At 45.4% G+C, this 21958-nt stretch carries 22 protein-coding genes; 9 read left to right on the top strand and 13 right to left on the bottom strand.

The features are described from left to right. Nucleotides 1-33: 33 nt before the first annotated feature. The 4 genes from ACHUFM_RS13825 to ACHUFM_RS13810 all read right to left on the bottom strand — a co-directional run bounded on the left by ACHUFM_RS13825 (nt 34) and on the right by ACHUFM_RS13810 (nt 3156). A complete protein-coding gene (locus ACHUFM_RS13825; RefSeq protein ID WP_394182818.1) occupies nt 34-996 on the bottom strand; it encodes a TRAP transporter substrate-binding protein in 963 nt (320 codons plus the stop codon). A 93-nt stretch (nt 997-1089) separates the two neighbouring features. Next, nucleotides 1090-1890, bottom strand: a complete 801-nt coding sequence (locus ACHUFM_RS13820; protein WP_394182816.1) for a putative hydro-lyase — start codon at nt 1888-1890, stop codon at nt 1090-1092. 91 nt (nt 1891-1981) lie between these two features. Continuing rightward, on the bottom strand, nt 1982-2896 hold the full coding sequence (locus tag ACHUFM_RS13815) for a LysR family transcriptional regulator (RefSeq protein ID WP_394182814.1): 915 nt from the start codon (nt 2894-2896) through the stop codon (nt 1982-1984). Nucleotides 2897-2979: 83 nt separating this feature from the next. Beyond that, nucleotides 2980-3156 (bottom strand): hypothetical protein, encoded by a 177-nt coding sequence (locus ACHUFM_RS13810; RefSeq protein ID WP_394182813.1) that lies wholly within the window; start codon nt 3154-3156, stop codon nt 2980-2982. Nucleotides 3157-3326: 170 nt separating this feature from the next. Here ACHUFM_RS13810 and ACHUFM_RS13805 point away from each other — a divergent pair, with 170 nt between their 5' ends. Together ACHUFM_RS13805 and ACHUFM_RS13800 are read left to right on the top strand one after the other, a co-directional pair. Then, on the top strand, nt 3327-3911 hold the full coding sequence (locus ACHUFM_RS13805) for a DUF502 domain-containing protein (RefSeq protein WP_394182812.1): 585 nt from the start codon (nt 3327-3329) through the stop codon (nt 3909-3911). A 67-nt stretch (nt 3912-3978) separates the two neighbouring features. Then, a complete protein-coding gene (locus tag ACHUFM_RS13800; RefSeq protein WP_394182811.1) occupies nt 3979-5205 on the top strand; it encodes a TIGR03862 family flavoprotein in 1227 nt (408 codons plus the stop codon). An 84-nt stretch (nt 5206-5289) separates the two neighbouring features. Here ACHUFM_RS13800 and ACHUFM_RS13795 read toward each other — a convergent pair whose 3' ends face one another. The 3 genes from ACHUFM_RS13795 to ACHUFM_RS13785 all read right to left on the bottom strand — a co-directional run bounded on the left by ACHUFM_RS13795 (nt 5290) and on the right by ACHUFM_RS13785 (nt 8574). Beyond that, nucleotides 5290-5841, bottom strand: coding sequence for a porin family protein (locus ACHUFM_RS13795; protein ID WP_394182810.1), 552 nt, complete (start codon nt 5839-5841; stop codon nt 5290-5292). 395 nt (nt 5842-6236) lie between these two features. Then, complete coding sequence (locus ACHUFM_RS13790; RefSeq protein WP_394182809.1) at nt 6237-7379, bottom strand: OmpA family protein; 1143 nt, start codon at nt 7377-7379, stop codon at nt 6237-6239. A gap of 295 nt (nt 7380-7674) precedes the next feature. Next, nucleotides 7675-8574, bottom strand: a complete 900-nt coding sequence (locus tag ACHUFM_RS13785) for an NAD(P)/FAD-dependent oxidoreductase (RefSeq protein ID WP_394182807.1) — start codon at nt 8572-8574, stop codon at nt 7675-7677. Between the two features lie 135 nt (nt 8575-8709). On the opposite strand from ACHUFM_RS13785, the gene ACHUFM_RS13780 reads away from it, so the two are divergent. From ACHUFM_RS13780 to ACHUFM_RS13765, 4 genes are all read left to right on the top strand, one after another. After that, nucleotides 8710-9162 carry an Rrf2 family transcriptional regulator gene (locus ACHUFM_RS13780; RefSeq protein ID WP_394182805.1) on the top strand — a complete coding sequence of 151 codons (453 nt, stop codon included), beginning with the start codon at nt 8710-8712 and terminating at the stop codon, nt 9160-9162. 161 nt (nt 9163-9323) lie between these two features. After that, nucleotides 9324-9695, top strand: coding sequence for a VOC family protein (locus ACHUFM_RS13775; RefSeq protein WP_394182804.1), 372 nt, complete (start codon nt 9324-9326; stop codon nt 9693-9695). 222 nt (nt 9696-9917) lie between these two features. Beyond that, nucleotides 9918-10709: a DODA-type extradiol aromatic ring-opening family dioxygenase gene (locus ACHUFM_RS13770; protein WP_394182803.1), complete on the top strand. Its 792-nt coding sequence runs from the start codon at nt 9918-9920 to the stop codon at nt 10707-10709. A gap of 168 nt (nt 10710-10877) precedes the next feature. Then, a complete protein-coding gene (locus ACHUFM_RS13765) occupies nt 10878-11060 on the top strand; it encodes a hypothetical protein (protein WP_394182802.1) in 183 nt (60 codons plus the stop codon). 124 nt (nt 11061-11184) lie between these two features. Here ACHUFM_RS13765 and ACHUFM_RS13760 read toward each other — a convergent pair whose 3' ends face one another. Genes ACHUFM_RS13760 through ACHUFM_RS13735 form a run of 6 tightly spaced genes read right to left on the bottom strand, consistent with a single transcriptional unit; the run spans nt 11185 to nt 17200 of the window. Further along, nucleotides 11185-12906, bottom strand: coding sequence for an ABC transporter substrate-binding protein (locus ACHUFM_RS13760; RefSeq protein WP_394182801.1), 1722 nt, complete (start codon nt 12904-12906; stop codon nt 11185-11187). Between the two features lie 60 nt (nt 12907-12966). Beyond that, complete coding sequence (locus ACHUFM_RS13755) at nt 12967-13239, bottom strand: DUF2160 domain-containing protein (protein WP_394182799.1); 273 nt, start codon at nt 13237-13239, stop codon at nt 12967-12969. Nucleotides 13240-13250: 11 nt separating this feature from the next. After that, nucleotides 13251-14111, bottom strand: a complete 861-nt coding sequence (locus tag ACHUFM_RS13750; protein WP_394182797.1) for a carbohydrate ABC transporter permease — start codon at nt 14109-14111, stop codon at nt 13251-13253. An 8-nt stretch (nt 14112-14119) separates the two neighbouring features. Next, entirely contained in the window at nt 14120-14989 is an 870-nt protein-coding gene (locus ACHUFM_RS13745; protein WP_063332926.1) for a carbohydrate ABC transporter permease, read from the bottom strand. Continuing rightward, nucleotides 14979-16109, bottom strand: a complete 1131-nt coding sequence (locus ACHUFM_RS13740; RefSeq protein ID WP_394182795.1) for an ABC transporter ATP-binding protein — start codon at nt 16107-16109, stop codon at nt 14979-14981. Before ACHUFM_RS13740 ends, ACHUFM_RS13745 begins: the two co-directional genes overlap by 11 nt. A 2-nt stretch (nt 16110-16111) precedes the next feature. Continuing rightward, nucleotides 16112-17200 carry an ABC transporter ATP-binding protein gene (locus tag ACHUFM_RS13735; RefSeq protein ID WP_394182793.1) on the bottom strand — a complete coding sequence of 363 codons (1089 nt, stop codon included), beginning with the start codon at nt 17198-17200 and terminating at the stop codon, nt 16112-16114. A gap of 370 nt (nt 17201-17570) precedes the next feature. Here ACHUFM_RS13735 and ACHUFM_RS13730 point away from each other — a divergent pair, with 370 nt between their 5' ends. The 3 genes from ACHUFM_RS13730 (at nt 17571) to ACHUFM_RS13720 (ending at nt 21909) form a co-directional block, all read left to right on the top strand. After that, nucleotides 17571-19538: a sigma-54-dependent Fis family transcriptional regulator gene (locus tag ACHUFM_RS13730; RefSeq protein WP_394182845.1), complete on the top strand. Its 1968-nt coding sequence runs from the start codon at nt 17571-17573 to the stop codon at nt 19536-19538. Between the two features lie 100 nt (nt 19539-19638). Continuing rightward, nucleotides 19639-20139, top strand: a complete 501-nt coding sequence (locus tag ACHUFM_RS13725; protein ID WP_394182792.1) for a DUF7482 domain-containing protein — start codon at nt 19639-19641, stop codon at nt 20137-20139. Nucleotides 20140-20343: 204 nt separating this feature from the next. After that, nucleotides 20344-21909 (top strand): EAL domain-containing protein, encoded by a 1566-nt coding sequence (locus ACHUFM_RS13720; protein WP_394182790.1) that lies wholly within the window; start codon nt 20344-20346, stop codon nt 21907-21909. Nucleotides 21910-21958: the final 49 nt, after the last annotated feature.

Raw genomic sequence — 21958 nt, 5'->3', positions numbered from 1 at the left:
AATACGACGTTTAGATGACCTTCAAGAAAGTGCTTAGTTTTGGTAGCGAGTTAAGATATCGCCCACTTCTTTTGGCGCTTCGGCTTTCCATTCCTCTATCATAGTGGCACCAATTGCTTGCAGCTCATTAAGCAACTCTGGAGACGGGTCGCTTACTTGCATACCATTTGCCGCTAATTTCGCTTTGTCGCTCGCGGCACGCTCCGCTACTTTTTCCCAGCCTAGGGCTTCAGCGTTTTTCGCCGCAGCTAAGATCGCACTCTGGGTGTCTTTATCAAGACGACGGAAGGCGCGTTTGTTCACCACAACAATGTTTTTAGGAATCCACGCTTTGACGTCGGTGTAGTAGTTCACATAGTCCCAAGCTTGGCTATCCACACCGGTAGACGGTGAGGTGATCATGGCTTGAATGATGCCAGTACTAAATGCTTGTGGAATGTCTGGTACTTGAATCGTCGTTGGCGTTGTGCCCATTAGATCGGCCAAACGAGAAGTGGATGGACTGTAAGCACGCATTTTCGCACCTGATAAGTCGCTCAACTTAGTCACTGGCATTTTTGTATAAAGACTTTGCGCAGGCCAAGCCACCGCGTACAGCATCTTCATACCGCTTTTATCCAGTTGCTGCTCAACCTGTGGCTTCGCCGCTTCCCAAAGTTTCTTCGCATCATCAAAAGAGGTGGCTAAGAAAGGAATGTTGTCGTGTTTGAACACCGGATGTTCATTGCCCAAAATACCGATGAAGACTTCACCCATCTGTACTTGGCCGGTTTTAACCGCACGAGGAATTTCCGTGTGTTGCACCAAAGAGCCGCCAGAGTGGACGGTAATGTCTAGGTCGCCACCGGTGGTATTTTTGATTTCTTCAGCAAAACCGTAAGCGATTTGCGTTGGTAGGTTGCCGTCGCCGTAAGGGGTTGGCATGTGCCATTTAACAGCGTAAGCAGAAGTGGACAGTACACTGCCCAGAACCAGAGCGGTCGTGAGTTTTTTCATTGTTCCTTATCCTTTCGTTGAAGGTTAGTGTTGTTTGATTGTGTTATAAAGCGCCACCTCGCCTGGGAAGGAAGACAGCGTAAAGCAAACGGACTAGAGAACCGCCAAATCGGTATCTAATAAATCTGTCACCAGCATTTTGCCGGGGGCATGAGTGATACAGAACGGTGGCTTGGCGTTACGTACAGCGACTTGTGGGGTGACACCACAAGCCCAAAAAACCGGTACTTCACCGTCATTTACTGATACAGGATCGCCGAAATCGGGTTGGCTGAGATCCTGAATGCCAATGTCTTTAGGGCTGCCAAAATGCAATGGCGCACCATGAGCTTTTGGAAAGCGTGTGGTGATTTGAATGGCTCGAATGGCGTCTTTTGGTGTGTAAGGACGCATGGTCACTACCGTATTGCCAAAGAAGCGGCCAGCAGGCGTCGTTGGGATCGTGGTTTCAAACATGGAAACATTGACGTTTTCGGTCATGTTGCGCGGTGTTAATCCAGCTTGCGATAAGGCATTTTCAAATGAGAAGGAACATCCTAAGACAAATACCACCAGATCATCACGCCATAAGTCGGTGATGTCGGCACGGCTTTCTACCTTGATGCCATCGCGATACACATAGTATTCAGGCACATCGTGTCGCATGTCGATGTCTTTGCCTAAATCGGGTAAGTGGTAATCCCCTATTTCGGATACGCCGATTAGAGGGCAAGAAACCGGATTTTTCTGACAGTACAATAAAAATTCATTAGCCCAATCGGCGGGTAAAATCACAATGTTACCTTGCATGGCGCCAGTGGCGAGACCGCTGGTGGGGCCAGTGTGCGCTTGCTTGCGAATGGCTTGTCGCAGTTCATACGCTTGTTGTGCTAATGGCTTGGCCGATGGGTTCATAGGAGAGTTCCTTATTTTTGCACATTTTGTTTTTCTAAGAGTAGTGTTCCTCGCTATAAAAAGTCTAATCGTGTTTTTTTGGGTTATTTGATCAATTAATTTTATCAAGTAAGGTGTTTTCGTATTTTTGTGCGGCTTCAATCGCTAAATCAACGGCCATTTCGGCCAAAGGATTGAAAGGCTCGTCTGAATAGGAGGCGGTAAATTTCAAATCATGAGGGGTCCAAATGGTGTGTATCTTACGCAGCACATTGTCTTCTAATTCTTTGTTGATCATGATGTCTGGTAAAGTGGCGATGCCCACGGCATCGATCGCCAAACTACGAATAGCAGCCAGTGACGTTGAAGCGTAGAAGTGTGCAGGGTTGCCTTCTAAGCTGCGAAATTTCTGTACGATTTCCGCATAAGGTTTGGTGGATTTAGCATAGGTGATAATTGGCCAAGGTGTCAGTTCTTCGAGATAAAGTAAGCGCTCTGGTAAGGCCAATTTGGGGCTACATACCCAAGACAACGCAAAGGTACATAAATCATGATTGACGATACTTGGCTCAGATATGGGGCCCATTAATAAGCCTAAATCCAAGGTTCGATCTTTTACGCCTGCTGCCAATACTGTGGTGATGTCCACCGTCAGTTCGACGTTTAAGTTGGGGGATTTTTTGTGTAAACGAGCTAAGAAGTCCGGTAGCCAAGTGTTGACTATGGTTTCGGAAACGCCCAAACGTAATACTCCAGAATAGGCCGTGTCTGCCTCAGCGCGTTTACGCAGCTGTTCCGATTGAAACAGAATTTTTTCTATGTAGGGTAGTAACTCTTTGCCTTTTGGCGTCAAAATAATAGGACTGGAACCGCCTTCTCGTTCAAACAGTTTCACACCAAGCTCGTCTTCCAGACCAGAAATTCGGGCAGAAATAGCGGGTTGAGTGGTGTGTAAGCGTTCCGCTGCTTTACGAAAACTGCCTAACGTGGCAACCCAAACAAAGGTTTCAAGACGTTTGTAATTCAAGGCCGACTCCTGTGCAACTTCTGCTGTTATTTATATTTCATTTATTATGTCGCCAGTATAAAGCCGAAATGACAGGAGTCCTATTAGGTATTTGTTAACCCCGTTTTTTGCGAAAACGTCGCGAGTCGATGAATAGACCGCGCAGAGTAAAAGCGATTAACCGAATGCTGTCCTTTAGCAGCTCGATAAATATGGCATCGCGCAACACAATGGCGCGTATCTTGCTGATCCCCTTTGAGGCGTCCTACTTTGCTGGTCATGAGAAGTCCCTGTGGTTATTCATTACGTGATGAACATAGGTCTTTTCAGCGTTCTGCGAAACGAATTAAATTTCTCGTATCGCTTGCTTTTGAGGAATTTATCCACACACTATGCAGCAAGATTGGACCTGCTGCGTCTCGTTAGTAGAGGCAAATAATTGGATAATGTGATGATGAATAAATTGGTGTCTTTGTTGTTGAAGGGCTTGGTAGCCGTGTTGCCAATTGGCTTAACCCTATACCTTATTTACTGGTTGTTATCGACCGGTGAATCATTGGCCAAACCGCTCATTCTGTTACTCATACCGGAAGATTACTATTTTCCCGGGGTCGGTTTGGTTATGAGTTTGGCGACCTTGATATTGGTGGGTTTGCTGGTAAATCTATACGGCATTCGCTATCTGGTGAAACTCAGCCATGACCTGTTAGAGCGCATTCCCTTGGTGAAATCCATTTACGGTGCTTTTAAAGACGTCATGATGGTATTTAACCTATCCGAAAAGAAAGACATGAAAAGTGTGGTGTCTTTGGAGTGGAATGGCGCGCAAGTGATTGGTTTTGTCACTGGTGAGCGAACGGGTAAACAACTTTTCCCTGATCAAGAATTGGTTGGCGTGTATGTGCCGCTGAGTTATCAAATCGGTGGGGTTACCTTGTACATAGAGCGAGCGCGCTTAACGGAGTTGGACATTGGCGTGGAAGAAGCCATGCGCTTGACGTTAACTGCGGGTATTCAGAGTCAAAAGAGTGACTGATTTGGCGATAGAGAAAAACTTCTTTATCATGCCCTCCCTTATAATATTGAGTGAGTACTGACAGACAATGGCAAACCAAGTCATGGTGATCGGAGCCGGCCCTGCGGGTTTAATGGCAGCAGAAAGGATGGCCGCAGCGGGTCATCACGTGGCTGTGTACGATGCCAAACCCAGCGCCTGCCGCAAATTCTTATTGGCCGGTGTGGGCGGCATGAACATTACGCACTCCGAAGCCTATGATGATTTCATACAACGCTACTATGACAAAGCCGATTGGTTATCCAGTGCGATACGCCAATTTGATAATCAAGCCTTACGGGATTGGATTCATGGCCTAGGGGTAGACACTTTTGTGGGCAGCTCGGGTCGTGTCTTTCCAACCGACATGAAAGCCGCGCCTTTGTTACGACAGTGGCTATCGCGCTTGCGCGACGCCGGAGTGGTGTTTCATATGCGTCATAAAATGCTCTCCCTAAATTCAACATGTGCCACCTTTGATCATCAAGGGGAAACCGTGACGGCGGATGCGGATGCGATTGTCCTTGCCATGGGCGGAGCCAGTTGGCCCAAACTGGGGTCAGACGGTGCTTGGCAGTCTATGCTTGCTGAGCAAGGCGTTCATTTGTCACCTTTGCGCAGTGCTAACTGCGGTTTTTACAGTCGTTGGAGTGAGTACTTACGTAGCAAGTTTGCAGGCAGTCCACTTAAAGGCGTGGCGTTTACCATGACGCTCGCTCAGGGGCTGGTCGTTCATAAAAAAGGCGAATGCATTGTCACCCAAGACGGTATGGAAGGTAGCTTAATCTATGCTTTTTCAAAATACTTGCGAGACGCCATTGAAGCGCAAGGGGAAGCCAGTTTGTCCATTGATTTGCTACCTGAGGTGAGTGAATCTCAGCTGGTGGCTAAATTGTCCTCTAAAAAGGCGAAAGAGTCCCTTAGCAAGTACCTAAAACGCACTACAGGCTTAAGCGGTGTCAAAGCCGCCTTACTGCATGAAATGTTTAGCAAAGAGGTTTTATCGACCCCAGTGTCTTTGGCGCAAGCGATCAAGCATTTGCCCGTGTCTTTTTTTCAAGTCAAAGCCATAGAGGAAGTGATTTCCAGTGCTGGTGGTGTGTGTCAAGAGAGCTTAAATGATGACTTGATGCTAAGCACAATGCCGGGCGTATTTTGCGCGGGTGAAATGTTGGATTGGGAAGCGCCAACCGGCGGTTATTTGCTGACGGCTTGCTTTGCGACTGGACGTTTAGCTGGGCAAGGTGTGTGTCGATGGTTAGCAACCAAAACTTGATAAAACGTCGGTTTTAAGTAGTAGGAAAACGCCCAGCAAGACTGGGCGTTTTGATCTTTAAACATGCTGTGTTTAGCCTTAGGGTTAGTTACTGTACTGTAAAGCGGGTTCGCCAAAGGCATATTGCACGCCAATTGATGCCACGTTATCTAAGTAATTGTCTTCAATGTCTTTTACCAAGCGGAAGTCGGCTCGTAGGCTAACATCTTGGTTGAGTGCGTATTTCACTCCACCACCGGCATTGATGAACAAGTTGGTGCTGGAGTCTGTGCCATCTACATCGGTTAAACCAACCCCGGCGGCCAAATAAGGCGTTAGATCCACTTGAGTGAATTTTGGCAAGCTATACAAACCGTCTACTCTGTATTGATCTAAGTCGTGATCACGACCACGTTTTCTCGCATCGGAATGCAGGTAAGTGGCTTCGATAGCAAGTGGGCTATTAAATTGGTAACCAAGACCAAGGGCGTAATAATGGTCATTGCCTGCGTCACGATCATTGTCTGTGTTGTAGAAGCCGAGACTTGGGGTCAGGGTGAAGCCGGATTTACTCGGCTCGGCATAAGCCATGGTGGTTAAAGTAGAAGCCATTAGGACTCCGCTGAAAAGAGTACGTTTAGTAAATGAAATTGCCATGTTAATTCTCCTAATGTACTGAATTTATGAACATACATTGATGTGTTCTGTTCCGTTTCAGACTTTAGGTTACGCCCATTTAGTGAGAAATAAAGGGATCTAAAATTCAATAAAAACAAAGGGTTGAAATCTATTTATGTATTCCTGACAGAGGCTTTACTTGGCGAGAGAATTATTTAGTTAAATGAGTAGCAAGTTTGCTGTTAAGGTGTAGAAAATCGGATTTTAATTACAATACTTTTGCATTTTTATATGGCGAAATGAAGTGACTCCAAGGTGCTTGATGAAGATAAGAGTGCTCTTTGTGAAGAGCAAAAAAAAGCCCAATCAAAGATTGGGCGTGCCAGAATGCGGTTCGCTCTATGGCAATCATTGGGAGACTTGAATGCGGTGATTTAGGCTTGATTATCCGAGATCACAGCGACAACACGACGGTTTGCTTGACGATGCTCAGCAGAATCGTTGTCGAACAAAGGCTTATCTTCACCGTATCCGATGGCACTCACTCGACTCTCTGGAATACCGAAGATTTCGACCAAGACATCCGCTATGGCATTAGCACGTTCTTCTGACACTTTTTGGTTGTAGCTGGCGGCACCGGTATCGTCCGTGTGACCTTCAATGACCACCGTGGTATTAGGATTTTCCATTAGGAAGGTCGCCAGTTTCTCAATTTCTGGGTAGAATTTTTGCTGTACCTGAGTTTGGTTGCTGGCGAATTGGATGTTCAGTTTAATTGGGGGTTGTGCTGCGACAACGGCAGCTTGCTCCGACAAGCTTGGTTCTGTGCCGTCAGCCGTCACCGGTGGTTCAGGTAATGGCTCCTCTTGTTTTACCGTGTTTTCCATTAGTGGGTTATCTTCAGCGATTATAGGCTGCTCTATTTCTGTGATGGTTTCAGGTTCATTTGCTGGCGTTGGTTCAGCCATTTCTTCTGTTGCTTGATCGACATTTTCATCATAGTCGATAGGTTGAAAATCCATCTCCTGACTGGCTTCATGGTTCCCTTTATGGCCAAAAGTCATTTGCAAACCAATAGAAGAGACCTTGTCGACGTGATGATCTTCGACGTCATTCACTAGACGAAAATCGGCGCGTAAAGCAAGTGAATCATTGATGGCATATTTCAAACCACCACCGGCATTAATCTCCACATTATTGTCAGGATTGGAGCTGAAGTCAGTGGTGCCAACCCCTGCGGCTAAGTAAGGTGTGAGGTTATAGTGAGAAACATTTGGTAAGTGGTATAAACCGTCTAAGCGATACTGGTCAACATCGACTTTATTGCCTGTTTGAGCCGATTTTGTGTCGGCATTTAGGTAAACAAATTCGACTGCCCAAGGATTATCGAATTGATAACCTAAGCCGAGAGAGTAAGCGGTATCGTTTTTTTCATCGCGATCATTGTCCATATCGTAATGGCCAATACTTGGCGTGATGGTAAAACCTGGTTGCGGTTGAGCCAAAGCAACGGATGAAAAAGAAGCGGCAGCGACTAAGCTGCTGATCAGTGTGCGTTTTGCAAAGGTAAAGGACATGGTTTATCTCCTGATAAGTGTCTGGGTTGTTTTGTGCTGATTACAATAAGCGTTGTGCTTTTTCTCAGAATAAGCGGGTTTTTAGCGCCAGAAAAGATACCCCCAATTTCCCTAAAAAGCCTTTAATTACGGGGGATTGCACTATCATGACGGAGAGTTTACTTAACAGGCATTTTCAACACGTTGGGGCAGAAAGTAAGGTCAGTAATTGGCTAGGAAGGATGGAATTTATTACAGGGATTTTGCACTTTAAAAAGCCGCAAAATGCTGTTTGTAGCATTTTGCGGCCTGATTATTAGGCGTCTTGGATTAAAGCGTGGTGGGCTCCTACGCCCGCCATAACACCAGCGGCAGATGCGAAAGTGGCATTTTGCATAGGATTAACGTTATCTCCTGCGGCAAATAACCCTGTGATATTGGTTTGTTTCATCTCATCGGTTTTGATCACGAGTCCTAACGGACCTTCTTCAAATTCACAGCCGAGTTGCTCGGCTAACGAACTGGCCATATGGGTTTTAGGGGCCACAAAGATGCCACCAATCTGAATGGTGCGACCATCGGCGAGATAGAGACTGGTAATTTTGGGTGGTCGACCAAGGACTTCAATCACTTCAGTACGTTCTATAGTAACGCCGCGTTTGGTTAGTAGGGCGAATTGTTCCTCATCCGGCTCAAATTGACCTTGGGTGAAATAGGTGGTTGGCCCCCAGTCTGGCAGCATAGCGGCCTGATGAATGGAATGAGGACTGGTGGCGATGACCCCCAAGTGCTGATTTCTTAATTCATAGCCGTGGCAATAAGGACAGTGGGCAACGGTGGCCCCCCAGCGTTCTCGTAGGCCGGGAATATCGGGTATTTCATCTTTTAGACCGGTTGCCAGAATCAACTTTTTGCTGTGTATCGTATGACCATTTCCTAAGCTGACATGAAAGAGCCCTTCTTTTTTTGATGCCGCTGTAGCGGTGTCTTCAATCAGGGTAACAGTGGGGTATTTTAGCAATTGGCGCTGTGCTTCTTGCTGAATTTGATAGGGTGATACGCCATCCAGTCCAAAAAAACCGTGTGATTGATTGGCGAAACGATTACGTGGTTCGCCAGCATCAATGACGGTGACCTTTCTTTGTCCACGAGCCAGTTGCATGGCGGCTGATAAACCCGCGAAGCTCCCACCTATGATAATTACCTCTTCAGGCATGTTTCTATCCTCAGTCAATTTAATTTAAGAAACATCATAAGTTACATGAAAATGCAAAGTCAACTCATGAAACTTTTATTGTTTCTTGAGATCTTGAGGTAAAATGTACATAGAGCTTTTAGACCGAGGTAAGTCATGAGAAAAGACAGTCGTTTATCACGTATGTTGCATGTACTGATTCATATGGAGCGTTTAGGAAGTCCTGCGACATCGGAGCGCATTGCAAAAATGCTAAGTACGAATCCTGTTGTTGTAAGGCGCACCATGGCAGGATTACGAAAACAAGGCTATGTAAGCTCTGTCAAAGGGCATGGTGGTGGTTGGTCTTTGGCGAGGCCGTTGAATAAGATTAGTTTGCTGGATATCCACAATGCACTAGGTGAAAGCTCGGTGTTTACCATTGGATTGTCTGATGAATATACCCATTGCCCCATTGAGCAAGCCGTTAACAAAGCCATTAGTGATGTGTTAATTGAGGCGGAGTCTCTGTTGTTAGAGCGTTTTGGTGAGGTCACGTTGGACGTTCTAGCGGAAGGCTTTACCGACTTGCCGTCCCCTTCTTTTGCAAAGGATGAGGTTGTTAAATGACATGCATATGCTGCAGTTTGCGCCTTGTTGGCAACTGTGGCTCTTATTCTGTATTTAACGACTGCTGACATAAACTAACCGTTCTGCTGTTTAGCATAGGGAATAACAGATATAGGCTGTAAACCATGTCTGTTTGTGTGATTTTAACGAAGGAGAAGCGAGTGGAACTTTCAAATTTTCCTATTTTCTATGTCAATGATGTAGAAGCAAGCGTCGATTTTTATCGTTTGCTTTTCGAGCGAGATCCGGTTGAACAACAAGATAGTTTTGCCCTCTTTGTCAGCGAATCAGGCAATAAATTTGGTCTATGGGCTTGGTCTTGTGTGGAACCAAAAGCCGATAAAGTGGTGTCAGCCAGTATGGAAATTGCTCTTGAAGTTAGCAATCTAATCACCCTACAGATTTATTGCCGCAAATGGTCAGAGCTGGGAGTGGAGATTATCCAAGACATAAGTGTGATGGATTTTGGTACCAGCTTTACCGCATTAGACCCCGATGGGCACAGACTTAGAGTTTTTTGTTATGCAAAATAAAATAGCAGACATAAGCTCTCAAATAGCCCATCTAAGAGTGGTTTTTTTTGAACTTAAATGAAATATCGAGAGAGTTTTTGATGATACTATTTCGTATTTGTAAATTATGGATTAACTGAACGCATATTGATCACCTTGGCGCTCAAACTTAGACTGAAGGCAATTCCAATGGTTATCACGTAAGAGTGTGAGCCAATTAAATCAAGTTACGAGGTGTTGTTTATGTTACCAACTTATTTTATTTCTCACGGTGGTGGCCCTTGGCCTTATATACCAGACATGCGTGCTATGTTAGCAACCTTAGAAGCATCGTTAGCGGCCATGCCAGAACAGTTACCCGAAAAACCGAAAGCGGTGTTGATGATTTCAGGGCACTGGGAAACCAAAAAGCTGGCGGTTCAGTCCAGTCCGGCTCCTGGCATGGAATACGACTACTACGGCTTTCCTGAACATACTTACAGTGTTAAATACGCCGCGTCAGGCTCTCCTGAGGTGGCGGCTCGAGTTGTAGAATTATTGTCAGCGGCAGGCATGCCAGTGGATTTAGATGATAAAAAAGGCTATGACCACGGCGCTTTTACGCCGATGGAGATCATGTACCCCAATAAAGACATGCCACTGATTCAGTTATCCTTGAAGAATAACTTAGATCCAGCTGAGCATCTGGCCATTGGTCGAGCCTTGCGCCCACTACGTGAAGAAGGTGTGTTGATTGTTGGCAGTGGCTTGAGTTATCACAATTTGCGTTTGTTTGGACCGCAAGCAAAAGAGCCTTCAGCTCAATTTGATGCTTGGTTGCAGGAGACGTTGATGGCGTCAACACCAGAGCAAAGAAACGCCAGCTTAATCGCATGGGAGCAAGCGCCGTATGCTCGAGTCAGTCATCCAAGAGAAGATCATTTTATTCCTTTAATGGTGGCTTTAGGAGCGGCTGAAGAGGCGGTAATGACAAGGGTTTATCATGATAATAATGTCTTTGGTGGAGTGACAGCATCCAGTTTTCGTTTTGGCTGATGGGACTTAAAAATAGAGCGATTTTGTTTTTCATACGGCTTTAATTGTTCAGGATTTAAATGAACATTACGATTTTTTACAAAGACTTTTCTTTTAAATGAACACAAAGCACAGAAAGCTCAGCTATGGTTAGTGGTGTCCTAAACAATGTTCGCAAGGAGCACTTCGATGAAACAGGAAACAGATAAGGATTTTAAGCATCTCACTCAATTGTTGGAAGACTTGGAGCAAATATCTTTAGACGATATTGCCAAGATACCAGAAGACAAGCAGCACCTCATGGTAGAGACCATTGAACACCTTCAAGATCAACTGAAGGAGGTGGTGCATCACAGTAAGCTTCTGCATTGATTTTAAAATAGGCTGTTCATGGATAAATCTAATCTGATATGGCGCGGTTAATTTAGTGCATGCAACATCAGCAAAGAAAAGACCGGCAGAAAGCCGGTCTTTGTGTTCTAGGTGTTAAATTAACTTATTCCCAAGAACGAAGCAGTTCCTCGTAAGATACCGTGACACCTTGCGGCTTCTCGTTTGACAATTTCGCTTTAGGTGAACCCGGCTGGGCCAACCAATACGCTTCGTCACGAGGCGTATTCAGTTTAGGGCCACAGTTGTCTTGTACTTTCGCACGTTCAAGACGTTGCATCACTTTATCTTGTGCCGCAGCAAGGCCATTCAACGCTTCTTGTGGTGAGGCTTCACCACTGGCAGCTTGAGAAATGTACTGCCACCAAAGCTGTGCTAGCTTAGGATAGTCTGGCACGTTAGTACCTGTTGGTGACCATTCTTTACGAGCAGGCCCTTTATAGAACTCAACCAAACCACCTAGTTTCGGTGCGGCTGCGGCCATTTCAGGTGAGTTTATGTCTGACTCACGAATTGGCGTTAAACCTACCAAGGTTTTTTGTAGCGAGACGGTTTTAGACGTAGTGAACTGAGCATACAACCAAGCCGCTAGACGACGATCATCCGGCGTTGAGTTCATGAAGGTCCAAGCACCAACGTCTTGATAGCCTTTTTTCATGCCCTCTTCCCAGTATGGCCCAACTGGCGACGGCGCCATACGCCATTTCGGAGAACCATCTTCGTTCACAACAGGTAGGCCTTTTGCGGTCATGTCTGCAGTGAAAGCGGTATACCAGAAGATTTGCTGAGCCACGCCGCCTTGAGCAGGTACTGGACCGGACTCAGAGAAGGTCATGCCTTGCGCTTCTGGTGGCGCGTACTTACGTAACCAATCGACGTATTTCGTTGTTGCATACACGGCCGCAGGACCATTTGTTGCGCCACCACGAGAAACACTGGAACCCACTGGGTGACAGCTTTCTACACGAATACCCCATTCATCAACAGGCAAACCATTTGGAATGCCTTTGTCTCCGGCACCCGCCATAGAGAACCAAGCATCGGTGAAACGCCAGCCTAGAGATGGGTCTTTTTTACCGTAATCCATGTGACCGTAAACAGGCTCGCCATCAATGGTTTTCACCTTGTCGGTGAAGAATTCCGCGATGTCCTCATAAGCAGACCAGTTCACTGGTACACCTAGGTCATAGCCATAAATGGATTTGAATTTTGCTTTCAAATCGGCACGTGCAAACCAGTCTGCGCGGAACCAATATAGGTTGGCGAATTGCTGGGTAGGCAGTTGGTATAGTTTACCGTCAGGTCCAGTGGTAAAAGACAGACCAATGAAATCGTCTAGGTCCAATGTTGGTGACGTATAATTTTTTCCGTCGCCTTTCATCATGTCAGAAATCGGCACTACTTTACCGTAACGAAAGTGCGTACCAATGAGGTCTGAGTCATTAACATAAGCATCATAGATGTTACGGCCGGATTGCATTTGGGTTTGCAGTTTTTCGACCACGTCCCCTTCTTGAATCAAGTCATGGTTTACCTTGATGCCCGTGATTTCTTCAAAGGCTTTGGCTAAGACTTGTGATTCGTATTTGTGGGTAGTCAGAGTTTCGGATGCGACATTAATTTCCATACCGCGAAACTTCTTCGCGGCTTGAGTAAACCAACTTAACTCATCAAGTTGCTGCTGTTGGGTTAAAGTGGAAACTGAAAATTCGTCCTTTACCCACTTTTCCGCTGCATCTGAATACGCATCTGCCCATAGGCTAGCTGAATGCAACATAACAGCAAAGGGCAAGGTGGCCAGTGCAATTTTTTTCTTATTGTAGCGCATGATTTACCTCAACAATTTTAGTTTTTTGGCGTCCTGCCAAGTTTTCCATAGGGGCAACCGTTAACCCCAGCGCATTAGGACGATCATCCAAAGAGCACATAGGACGGTTGCTATCGCAATACTCACACTTGTTAGTGCAACAAATGCAAGGTGGATAAAAGCACTGCTTAGCAGGCCAATAAATAAACGATCTCCTCGGGTGGTGGCCAGTGGTAAAAAGCCACGGCGCTCCACACTCGGTGAGATGATTTGCCAGACGGTCATGCTGACCAAAATGGCCGCAATCCCGATAAAAAACAGAGCGGTTGGTAGTGTCCAAGACATCCAAGCCATGATATTTCTCCTTACACTCGACCAAGGGCAAAGCCCTTAGCGACATGGTTACGAACAAAGTAGATAACAAGCATGCCAGGAATAATGGTGAGCACACCGGCGGCGGCCAACAGCCCCCAATCCATACCGGAGGCGGACACCGTCCGCGTCATAATGGCGGCAATCGGTTTCGCGTCTACGGAGGTTAGGGTTCGTGCTAGCAAGAGTTCGACCCAAGAGAACATAAAACAGAAGAAGGCGGTTACCCCAATGCCTGAACGGATCAAAGGAATAAAGATGCGCACAAAAAAGCGTGGGAAGGTGTAACCATCAATGTAGGCGGTTTCGTCAATTTCTCTTGGCACACCACTCATAAAGCCTTCTAAAATCCACACAGCGAGCGGCACGTTAAATAAGCAATGTGCTAGTGCAACGGCGATGTGGGTGTCGAACAAACCAACCGACGAATACAGTTGGAAGAACGGCAGTAAGAAAACCGCAGGGGGCGCCATACGATTAGAAAGCAGCCAAAAGAACATGTGCTTATCGCCGATGAACTTATAGCGACTAAACGCGTAAGCGGCTGGTAATGCTACTAATAGGCTGATGACCATGTTCATAGAGACATAGAAAATGGAATTGACGTAGCCCATGTACCAGGTCGCATCACCAAAGATTTTGGCGTAATTTTCTAGGGTGAAATTTTCAGGGAAGAAGGATAATCCACTAAGAATTTCAGTGTTGGTTTTAAAAGACATATTGACGAGCCAATAGATTGGCAAGAGCAATAGGACAATGTAGAGCACAAGACCGAAACGACCACGCCATTGGGCATGTCGGGCTTTACGTTCGGCGGTGCTATGAACCGGTGCTTGTGTATTAGAAGGTGTCATAGTAGCCCCTATTTATCTTTCTGCATGTTCATGATGGTGGTATAGAAAACCCAGCACACTAACAAGATGATTAAGAAGTAAACCAATGAGAAGGCCGCCGCAGGACCCAGATCAAACTGACCAATGGCTTGTTGCACGAGTGCTTGGCTCAAAAAGGTTGTCGAACTACCTGGACCACCACCGGTTAAGACAAATGGCTCGGTATAAATCATGAAGGAATCCATGAAGCGCAATAACACACCGATAATCAGTACATTGGTTAACTTGGGGAGTTGGATATAGCGGAACACCGCCCAACGTGAAGCACGATCGATACGCGCCGCTTGATAGTAGACTTCCGGAATGGCTCTTAGACCTGAGTAGCAGAGTAAAGCGACCAAAGGTGTCCAGTGCCAAACGTCCATCAACACAACGGTTAGCCAAGCGTCAGTTGGGTCCGATGCGTAGTTGTAGTCAACGCCGATGTAACTCATGAAGGCGCCAAATAAACCGATGTCAGCACGACCGAAAATTTGCCAGATGGTGCCAACGACGTTCCAAGGGATCAACAAAGGAATGGCCACTAAAATGAGCGCAAGTGAAGCGCCTTTTCCTTTCGTCGGCATCATCAGCGCCACACAGATACCGAGTGGTATCTCAATGGCTAAGACCGTGAAGGAATAGATAAACTGACGTAATAGGGCATCATGCAGACGGCTGTCGAGCATGACTTGTTGGAACCATTCGGTACCAACAAAGTAGCGCGTTGATGGGTCAAAAATATCTTGTACGGAGTAATTTACTACCGTCATTAATGGAATGATGGCAGAGAAAGCCACAATCAAGAAAACGGGCAGTACAAGAAACCAGGCTTTATTATTTTCGACTTTAGTTTGCATCTTGTGTCTCCTGTTTAGGCTCGACTAGATAGTCATTGACATATACCTTGGTCCATTGCTCAGGGAAGCTGACGTAGACTTGTCCTGATGGGATTTTTTGGTCTTCGCTGAGTCGAGCTTTCATCATTTTTCCGTTAAATAGGAAAGACAAAATCTTGTAGGTGCCAAGGTCTTCTACATAGTCGACTTCTACCAAGAAGGCATCATCACTTTTGCCATCCCAAACGTGTACAAACTCAGGGCGGATTCCCAGAGTGACTTTATTAATTTGCATGTCAGAAAGTTGCGAAAGCATGGTTTGGCTGGCGGTGATGTCATATTCACCAAAACGAATCGCATTAGTGCCATCGGTTTGCTGAATCAGATCGGCCTCGAAGAAATTCATGCCAGGACTGCCAATGAAATAACCCACAAAGGTATGTGCCGGATTTTCAAATAGCTCTCTTGGAGTACCAAACTGCACAATCTGGCCGTTGTACATGACGGCAATTTTATCGGCGAAGGTAGAGGCTTCTAGCTGATCATGAGTGACGTACACCATGGTGATGTTAAACTGCTCATGAATTTGTTTGAGCTTACGACGTAGCTTCCATTTCAGCTGAGGGTCAATGACCGTGAGTGGCTCATCAAATAAAATAGCGGAAACGTCATCTCGTACTAAGCCGCGCCCCATTGACACTTTTTGCTTTTGGTCAGCAGACAAACCTTTGGCTTTGCGTTTTAGCTGTTCCGTGAGTTCTAGAATTTCCGCCACTTCATGTACTTTTGAGCGTACCTTGTATTCTGGAACGCCAATGTTGCGTAATGGGAAGGCTAGGTTGTCGTACACTGACATGGTGTCGTACACCACAGGAAACTGAAACACTTGCGCGATATTGCGCTCTTCAGGTTTGAGCTCATTGACGCGTTTACCATCAAATAAGACTTCCCCCTCTGAAGGCTCCAGTAGGCCTGAAATAATATTCAATAAGGTGGATTTACCACAGCCAGAAGGCCCCAGTAGAGCGAAAGCTCCGCCTTGTTCCCACACGTGTGTCATTTCTCGAATGGCGTACTCTTTTTGACCATCTGGTTTTTCGCCATAGCTGTGGGCGAGTGAATTAAGCGTAATTTCTGCCATGATTATTGCTCCCTCATACGTGCTGGGGAATGCACCATTTTACCTTCACTATCAAAGGCATAGAGTTTATGGGTGGGGAAATAGACCTTAATGTCTTGATCCACTTGGTATTCATGAACGCCAGACAGGTGAAGTACCAAATCAAAATGCGAATTGTGAACGTGTAAAAAGGTCTCTGAGCCACTGATCTCGGCGAGATCGACTTTGACAGGAAGCTCTAAGTCGTCATCTGAATGGGGAACCAAACCAATGTGTGAGGCTCTCACTCCGAATTTATAAAGACCTGGCGTTAGGCCCCTTAGGTCACTGTTTAGGCGGAAGTGAACGGTTTCATCAAAGGTGACTTCTTCCTCACTGACGCGACCAGGCACCAGATTGATCGGCGGCTCGGAGAACATTTCGGCGGTGATGATGTCTTTCGGCTGATGATAAACCTGCGCGGTTGGCCCCATTTGCAATAATTTGCCTTCGTGAAGAACGGCGGTGTTGCCGCCAAGGGCAAGGGCTTCGTTGGGTTCCGTGGTGGCGTAGATGGCAATACAGTTACGCGCTTTAAACAAAGCCCTGAGTTCTTGTCTCAGTTCTTCGCGAAGTTTGTAATCTAGGTTCACCAGAGGTTCATCAAATAGAATGATTTGTGAATCTTTTACTAAGGCACGAGCCATCGCTGTCCGTTGTTGCTGACCACCAGACAGTTGCAGTGGTAATCGATCTAGAAAAGGATCGATGCGCAGCATGGTGGCTGTTTCCCGAACTCTTTGATCCACCTCCGCTTCATTCATTTTGGCGAGTCGCAAAGGTGAGGCGATGTTTTCGTAGACCGTAAGATTGGGGTAATTGATGAATTGCTGATAGACCATCGAGATATTGCGCTCGCGAACAGGGAGTCCGGTTACGTCAACACCGTTCATGAGAACGCTTCCTGTAGTTGGTCGATCAAGACCGGCCATCAGTCGCATTAACGTCGTTTTACCAGACAAGGTGCGCCCAAGTAACACGTTGAAGGAACCTGGCTCAAGCGTCATATTGACCTTGTCTATCCAAGTTTCACCCTCAACAACGCGCGAGACATTTTGCAGCGTCAGAGACATGTTTAGAACCTTATTTGTTGTTATTGTTTTCAATGCCGCATGTGCTCAGTGTGAATTGCAAAAGTGAACATGCAAGCTTTGTAAGGACTAATACAAAGCTTGTGCCAAAATACTAAAAATCCTCTTAATTTTTTTAACTTTATGAAATATAAGGAAAAATAATGTGACCTTTAAGTCAGGATGAAATGTTCATATATGAAAAAGACTGTTCAGAGGTGTTCAAAGTGTTTAGAGTGGGGAAGAATTGTGAACACCGGATGAACACATTAGCGTCATCTGAGTAAGCTCTAAATAACAATACAGAATGAACTTGGCGAATGCCCCTGACACGTCGGAGCTGGAAATGCCTGAGCAAGAACAACAACAAAATATGTCACCAAATGCCTTAACTGAAGGAGCTCAAGTCACTGAAAAAACTCATAAAGAGCAAATTCAAGCGTCTTGGTATCGGTGTGAGCAGTTTGGTTTGGAGCATGGCAGTCGACCGGACTTTGCCAGTTTGCCAAGAGGGGAACTGCACGATTTAATGGACCAGCATCGTAGTCTATTAGAGACCACTGAAAACGAAGTTTTGCCTTATTACGAGAATATCTTAAGCAATTCGGCCTGTATGATCGTGCTAGCCGATCGCCAAGGTCATGTTTTGAATACCTGGGGGCAACCGCGTTTTGGAACGGCTTCAGAACACGGTCTTGTTGGTGGTAATCAGTGGAGTGAAATTGGTGTTGGCACAAATGCCATCGGTACAGCCTTGATTACTGGCCAAGCCATTCAGGTCGGTCGCGATGAACACTACCTAAGAGCGAATCGTTTCATGGTGGGCTCGGCCTCCCCTATTTATAATACTCAAAACGACTTAGTTGGTGTGTTGGACATCTCATCGGACGCTTATCTGCCTCAGGATCATACCTTTGGTATGGTGAAACTTATGTCTTTGAGTGTGGAAAATCGGCTTATTTTTTCAGCGTTTCAACAAGAGCATTTTATCCTCAGTTTCAACACCAATGTGACCAGTTTAGACAGTCATTGGTCGGGTATTTTGGTGCTGGATGAAAATGGCACCATTGTGTCGGCTAATCGGCGTGCTGAAGTGGTATTAGCACGGGATTTAGCGCTTCTGAATATTCGTCAGATTTTTGATATTGAAATGCGAGAAATTAAGCATCACCCGGCCAGTTTACCCCTAAAACTGATGGCGCTAGGGCGCTATCAGTTTTATGTCAAAGTCATACCGCCAGTGCAACAAATTATGCGTGTACCAGATTTTCGCCAAGGCTCTGGCTATGTTCCTCCTACCCCTAAAGATAATAAAAATACTATGCAAAACAAGGGTAAAGACTTGTCTTTTATGGACTTGGAAAGTGCGGGTCACGCTCGTCATAATGTGCCACCGAATGTCATTCCATTAGCCGAATTGCAACATGGAGATGCCCACGTAGAGCGTTTAGTGAAGCAGGCTCATAAGATCATGGAAAAGGACATTCCGATTTTAATTCATGGTGAAACGGGAGCGGGCAAAGAGATCTTTGTGCGTAGTTTGCATTATCACAGTTCACGCCGAGAAGAGATGCTGGTGGCGGTGAACTGCGCTGCCATTCCGGCTGAATTGGTCGAATCTGAACTTTTTGGTTATGAAAAGGGCGCTTTTACAGGGGCGCAAAATAAAGGTTCAATTGGCTTGATCCGACGAGCCCACAGAGGCACGTTATTTTTGGACGAAATTGGTGAAATGCCAATGGCGGTGCAATCAAGGTTATTACGTGTGTTACAAGAAAGGGTAGTGACGCCGTTAGGCTCAACAGAAGTCTATCCTGTGGACATTAAATTGATCTCAGCCACTAATCGAGCCTTAAAAACAGAAGTGAAAGATGGTCGCTTTCGACAGGATTTATATTATCGTATTTCGGGTTTAAACATAGAGTTACCGCCGTTACGTGAACGACAAGATAAGGTGAAATTGATCGCGTATTTGCATGCAAGATTAAGTCAAGAAGAACCAAGCCCTCCTTTATCAGATGACATGTTGGCTTTGCTTGAGAAACACCCTTGGCCAGGAAACATGCGTCAATTAGCGCATACGTTAAAGGTTGGCATGGCCATGGCTGACGGTGATGAGTTGGAAGAGTGGCATTTACCTGACGACTTTTTTGACGATCTGATGATGTCGTCCGCAGAGGAGATTGAGCATCGTGACGTCAGTACCGATGCGGAAACACTTAAGCAGCTAATCCCGCGTTTATTGGAGGAACACAAGGGCAATGTGTCACAAACCGCGAAAGCCGCGGGCGTGAGTCGAAATACAGTGTATAAATACACTAAGCTCAAGGCACCAGACTAAAGTGGCTCGATAAGGAAATCGACTTGCCTTTCCAAAAAGGATGAGTCTTGATACCTTGTGAGAGTCGGAAAGACGATTTTGTTTCAAGTGGAGGCTAAGTTTGCTGAGTCGTTCTGTGTTGTTGATTTTATTCACCCTGTGGTTAGCTGGTTGCGCTTCGACGCAGAATAACATGGCACGTTTGCCGATATTTCAGGCTTGGCATGATGGTGAACAAGTGGCTTACATCACCACAGATGTTTCTGATCGCAAGATGGCAAAGGAAATGCAGGCGAATTATGCACCGCGTTTACGGGATGCGATTCCTCGTTACCCAAAACCACCTCAAGTTAAAACGGTACTAGAACGGGTATATGGCTTCCCAAATAAAGAGCAACAAAATATCTTTGCGTCGGCGCCTGTCCCATTAGGTTATTTAAGCCGAGATCGTCATTATTCACCACTTTGGCTCATGTACTGGGTGGTATGGAATAACCCCAAAGACGTCTATGAATTGACCTCAGAAGAAGCTGTTTTTGAGGCTGAAGAGAGTGGATTAATTCGTATTGAGCGTAGCGATATTGTGGTTAATTGCCCTGTGCTGCCATTTTTGCCGGAATAATTCGTCGCTAATCTGTATATTCTTAATATGAGCTGAAGATCTCTATAAGGTATGTGTATATCTGACTTGTTCGCTTTATATTTATAAACTTTTTGTACAGTCTTTTGTTGGTAGTTTGTTACTTATATGGCATTATTTGTGCCGTTACACTTTATTACAAAAGGTTGAGATATACGATGGATGGTACATATATAAGAGGGATTTATGCTTCGTAAGTTGAGTGTACTATTTCCCTCTAGTAAACAAGTCCTATTTTCCTACGCCTTTATATCCGTTGTTTGCTCAATATTGCTTTTCTCCTTGGGTTTGTATTTTTACCTCTTGAAAGACATCTCTACTCGAACAGACCTCGCTAAAGCGGCATTAGATTCGCAAATGGAGGCAATTTTTGTTGAGCTTAAAAGCATTGCAAATGACGCGGACCTTTCTTGTAATTCAGAAAGCATCACGCGCTTGCGTAGCGCGACATTTTATTCCCCTACTTTTAAAGAGTTTGGTCTGTTCAATTCGGATTATCAGGTTTTTTGTACCAATCTAGGGCCCAGAAAGTTCAAGATTTTTAACAGTATTGCTCAGCGAATTGAAGCCAGCCCAGCCCATAGAACCGTATCTCTCGTTAAGTCACATACTTTAGGAGATAATGCGTTTCTGGTGTTTTATAAAGGCGAAAAAGGCATTGGGGTAAATGGCTTGGCACCGCCGCAGCGTTTAGGAAACTATGTTGATCGTTGGCTGACATCAGGTTATGCCTATCAATTGACTTTGGGTAAACAAATGGTCGTATCCAATAGTGCTGATATTGAAGGCTCGATATTGGATAAACAGGTTCGCACTCTGGATGATTGGGCGATGAGTTTGGCGGTGTATTTGCCAGAACGTTATTATTGGCAAATATATCAGTCAATGTGGCCCTTCATCCTTCTTTTTAGTGTCTTTTTACTTGTTTTGTTTTGCGTTTTACATTGGAGTTTTCTGTATTATCGCCGCTCATTACCACAATGTATCAAAAGGGCCATTCAAAACAATGCGATGGAAGTGTATTTCCAGCCCATTGTGTCATTAGATGAAAACCGTACTCATGAATTGGAGGCGTTAATTCGTTGGCATTCTCCTTATCATGGTCAGGTCTCTCCTTTATCCATTATTGAGGTGTCTGAACGCTTAGGGTTAATTGACGAACTCACTTGGATGGTGATTCGAAAAGTGGGGGCGTTCTTCCGTCAAAATGCGGATTTACTCAAAGACATTCGAATCTCAGTGAACGTTGATCGACACAGTTTGATTCATGAAGACTTTGCTCCTACGCTGGCTAAAGTGATGAATGAATGGCCTGAATTAAAAGGGCGATTAGGGTTAGAAGTGACAGAAACAACGGCATTGAATTCCATTGAATTACCTTTAATGGTGAGTCGTTTTGAGCACATTAAAGCCTTAGATATTCGTCTATCCGTGGACGATTTCGGTACGGGTTATGCGGGGTTGGATTTTTTACGACGTTTCCCATATGACACATTAAAATTAGATCAAATTTTTATCGCGAGTTTAAAAGAAGATCAATTTACCCGACAGGTCTTAACCTCCGTCACCAAGTTAGCGAAAGAGCTGAATATGGAAGTGGTTGCGGAAGGGGTAGAAAGGGAAGACCAGTTGGAAGCGGTAAGAGAGTTAGGGGTTGAAAGAGTGCAGGGGTATTATTTCTGTCGACCTTTGCCGATTGATCAAGTCATAGAGTGGTTGATGGACGATCAAGCGAGAAAAAGCCATTTGTAGCATTGTATTCCGCTTTGCCTTCTCTTACTCTTTGCTACCTTTTATTTTC

It is taken from the genome of Marinomonas posidonica, from assembly GCF_043643765.1.
Lineage (GTDB): Bacteria > Pseudomonadota > Gammaproteobacteria > Pseudomonadales > Marinomonadaceae > Marinomonas > Marinomonas posidonica_A.
The sequence above is the reverse complement of the archived record's forward strand: the minus strand, read 5'-3'. Positions and strand labels throughout refer to the sequence as shown.

Excerpts from the sequence above, each read along its gene's own strand:
- ACHUFM_RS13735 (WP_394182793.1), bottom strand. The coding sequence starts at position 17,200 with ATGTCTCTGACGCTGCAAAATGTCTCGCGCGTTGTTGAGGGTGAAACT.
- ACHUFM_RS13750 (WP_394182797.1), bottom strand. The coding sequence starts at position 14,111 with ATGACACCTTCTAATACACAAGCACCGGTTCATAGCACCGCCGAACGT.
- ACHUFM_RS13765 (WP_394182802.1), top strand. The coding sequence starts at position 10,878 with ATGAAACAGGAAACAGATAAGGATTTTAAGCATCTCACTCAATTGTTG.
- ACHUFM_RS13795 (WP_394182810.1), bottom strand. The coding sequence starts at position 5,841 with ATGGCAATTTCATTTACTAAACGTACTCTTTTCAGCGGAGTCCTAATG.
- ACHUFM_RS13720 (WP_394182790.1), top strand. The coding sequence starts at position 20,344 with ATGCTTCGTAAGTTGAGTGTACTATTTCCCTCTAGTAAACAAGTCCTA.
- ACHUFM_RS13755 (WP_394182799.1), bottom strand. The coding sequence starts at position 13,239 with ATGGCTTGGATGTCTTGGACACTACCAACCGCTCTGTTTTTTATCGGG.
- ACHUFM_RS13825 (WP_394182818.1), bottom strand. The coding sequence starts at position 996 with ATGAAAAAACTCACGACCGCTCTGGTTCTGGGCAGTGTACTGTCCACT.
- ACHUFM_RS13810 (WP_394182813.1), bottom strand. The coding sequence starts at position 3,156 with ATGACCAGCAAAGTAGGACGCCTCAAAGGGGATCAGCAAGATACGCGC.
- ACHUFM_RS13805 (WP_394182812.1), top strand. The coding sequence starts at position 3,327 with ATGATGAATAAATTGGTGTCTTTGTTGTTGAAGGGCTTGGTAGCCGTG.
- ACHUFM_RS13745 (WP_063332926.1), bottom strand. The coding sequence starts at position 14,989 with ATGCAAACTAAAGTCGAAAATAATAAAGCCTGGTTTCTTGTACTGCCC.
- ACHUFM_RS13790 (WP_394182809.1), bottom strand. The coding sequence starts at position 7,379 with ATGTCCTTTACCTTTGCAAAACGCACACTGATCAGCAGCTTAGTCGCT.
- ACHUFM_RS13820 (WP_394182816.1), bottom strand. The coding sequence starts at position 1,890 with ATGAACCCATCGGCCAAGCCATTAGCACAACAAGCGTATGAACTGCGA.
- ACHUFM_RS13785 (WP_394182807.1), bottom strand. The coding sequence starts at position 8,574 with ATGCCTGAAGAGGTAATTATCATAGGTGGGAGCTTCGCGGGTTTATCA.
- ACHUFM_RS13740 (WP_394182795.1), bottom strand. The coding sequence starts at position 16,109 with ATGGCAGAAATTACGCTTAATTCACTCGCCCACAGCTATGGCGAAAAA.
- ACHUFM_RS13780 (WP_394182805.1), top strand. The coding sequence starts at position 8,710 with ATGAGAAAAGACAGTCGTTTATCACGTATGTTGCATGTACTGATTCAT.
- ACHUFM_RS13730 (WP_394182845.1), top strand. The coding sequence starts at position 17,571 with ATGTCACCAAATGCCTTAACTGAAGGAGCTCAAGTCACTGAAAAAACT.
- ACHUFM_RS13770 (WP_394182803.1), top strand. The coding sequence starts at position 9,918 with ATGTTACCAACTTATTTTATTTCTCACGGTGGTGGCCCTTGGCCTTAT.
- ACHUFM_RS13760 (WP_394182801.1), bottom strand. The coding sequence starts at position 12,906 with ATGCGCTACAATAAGAAAAAAATTGCACTGGCCACCTTGCCCTTTGCT.
- ACHUFM_RS13800 (WP_394182811.1), top strand. The coding sequence starts at position 3,979 with ATGGCAAACCAAGTCATGGTGATCGGAGCCGGCCCTGCGGGTTTAATG.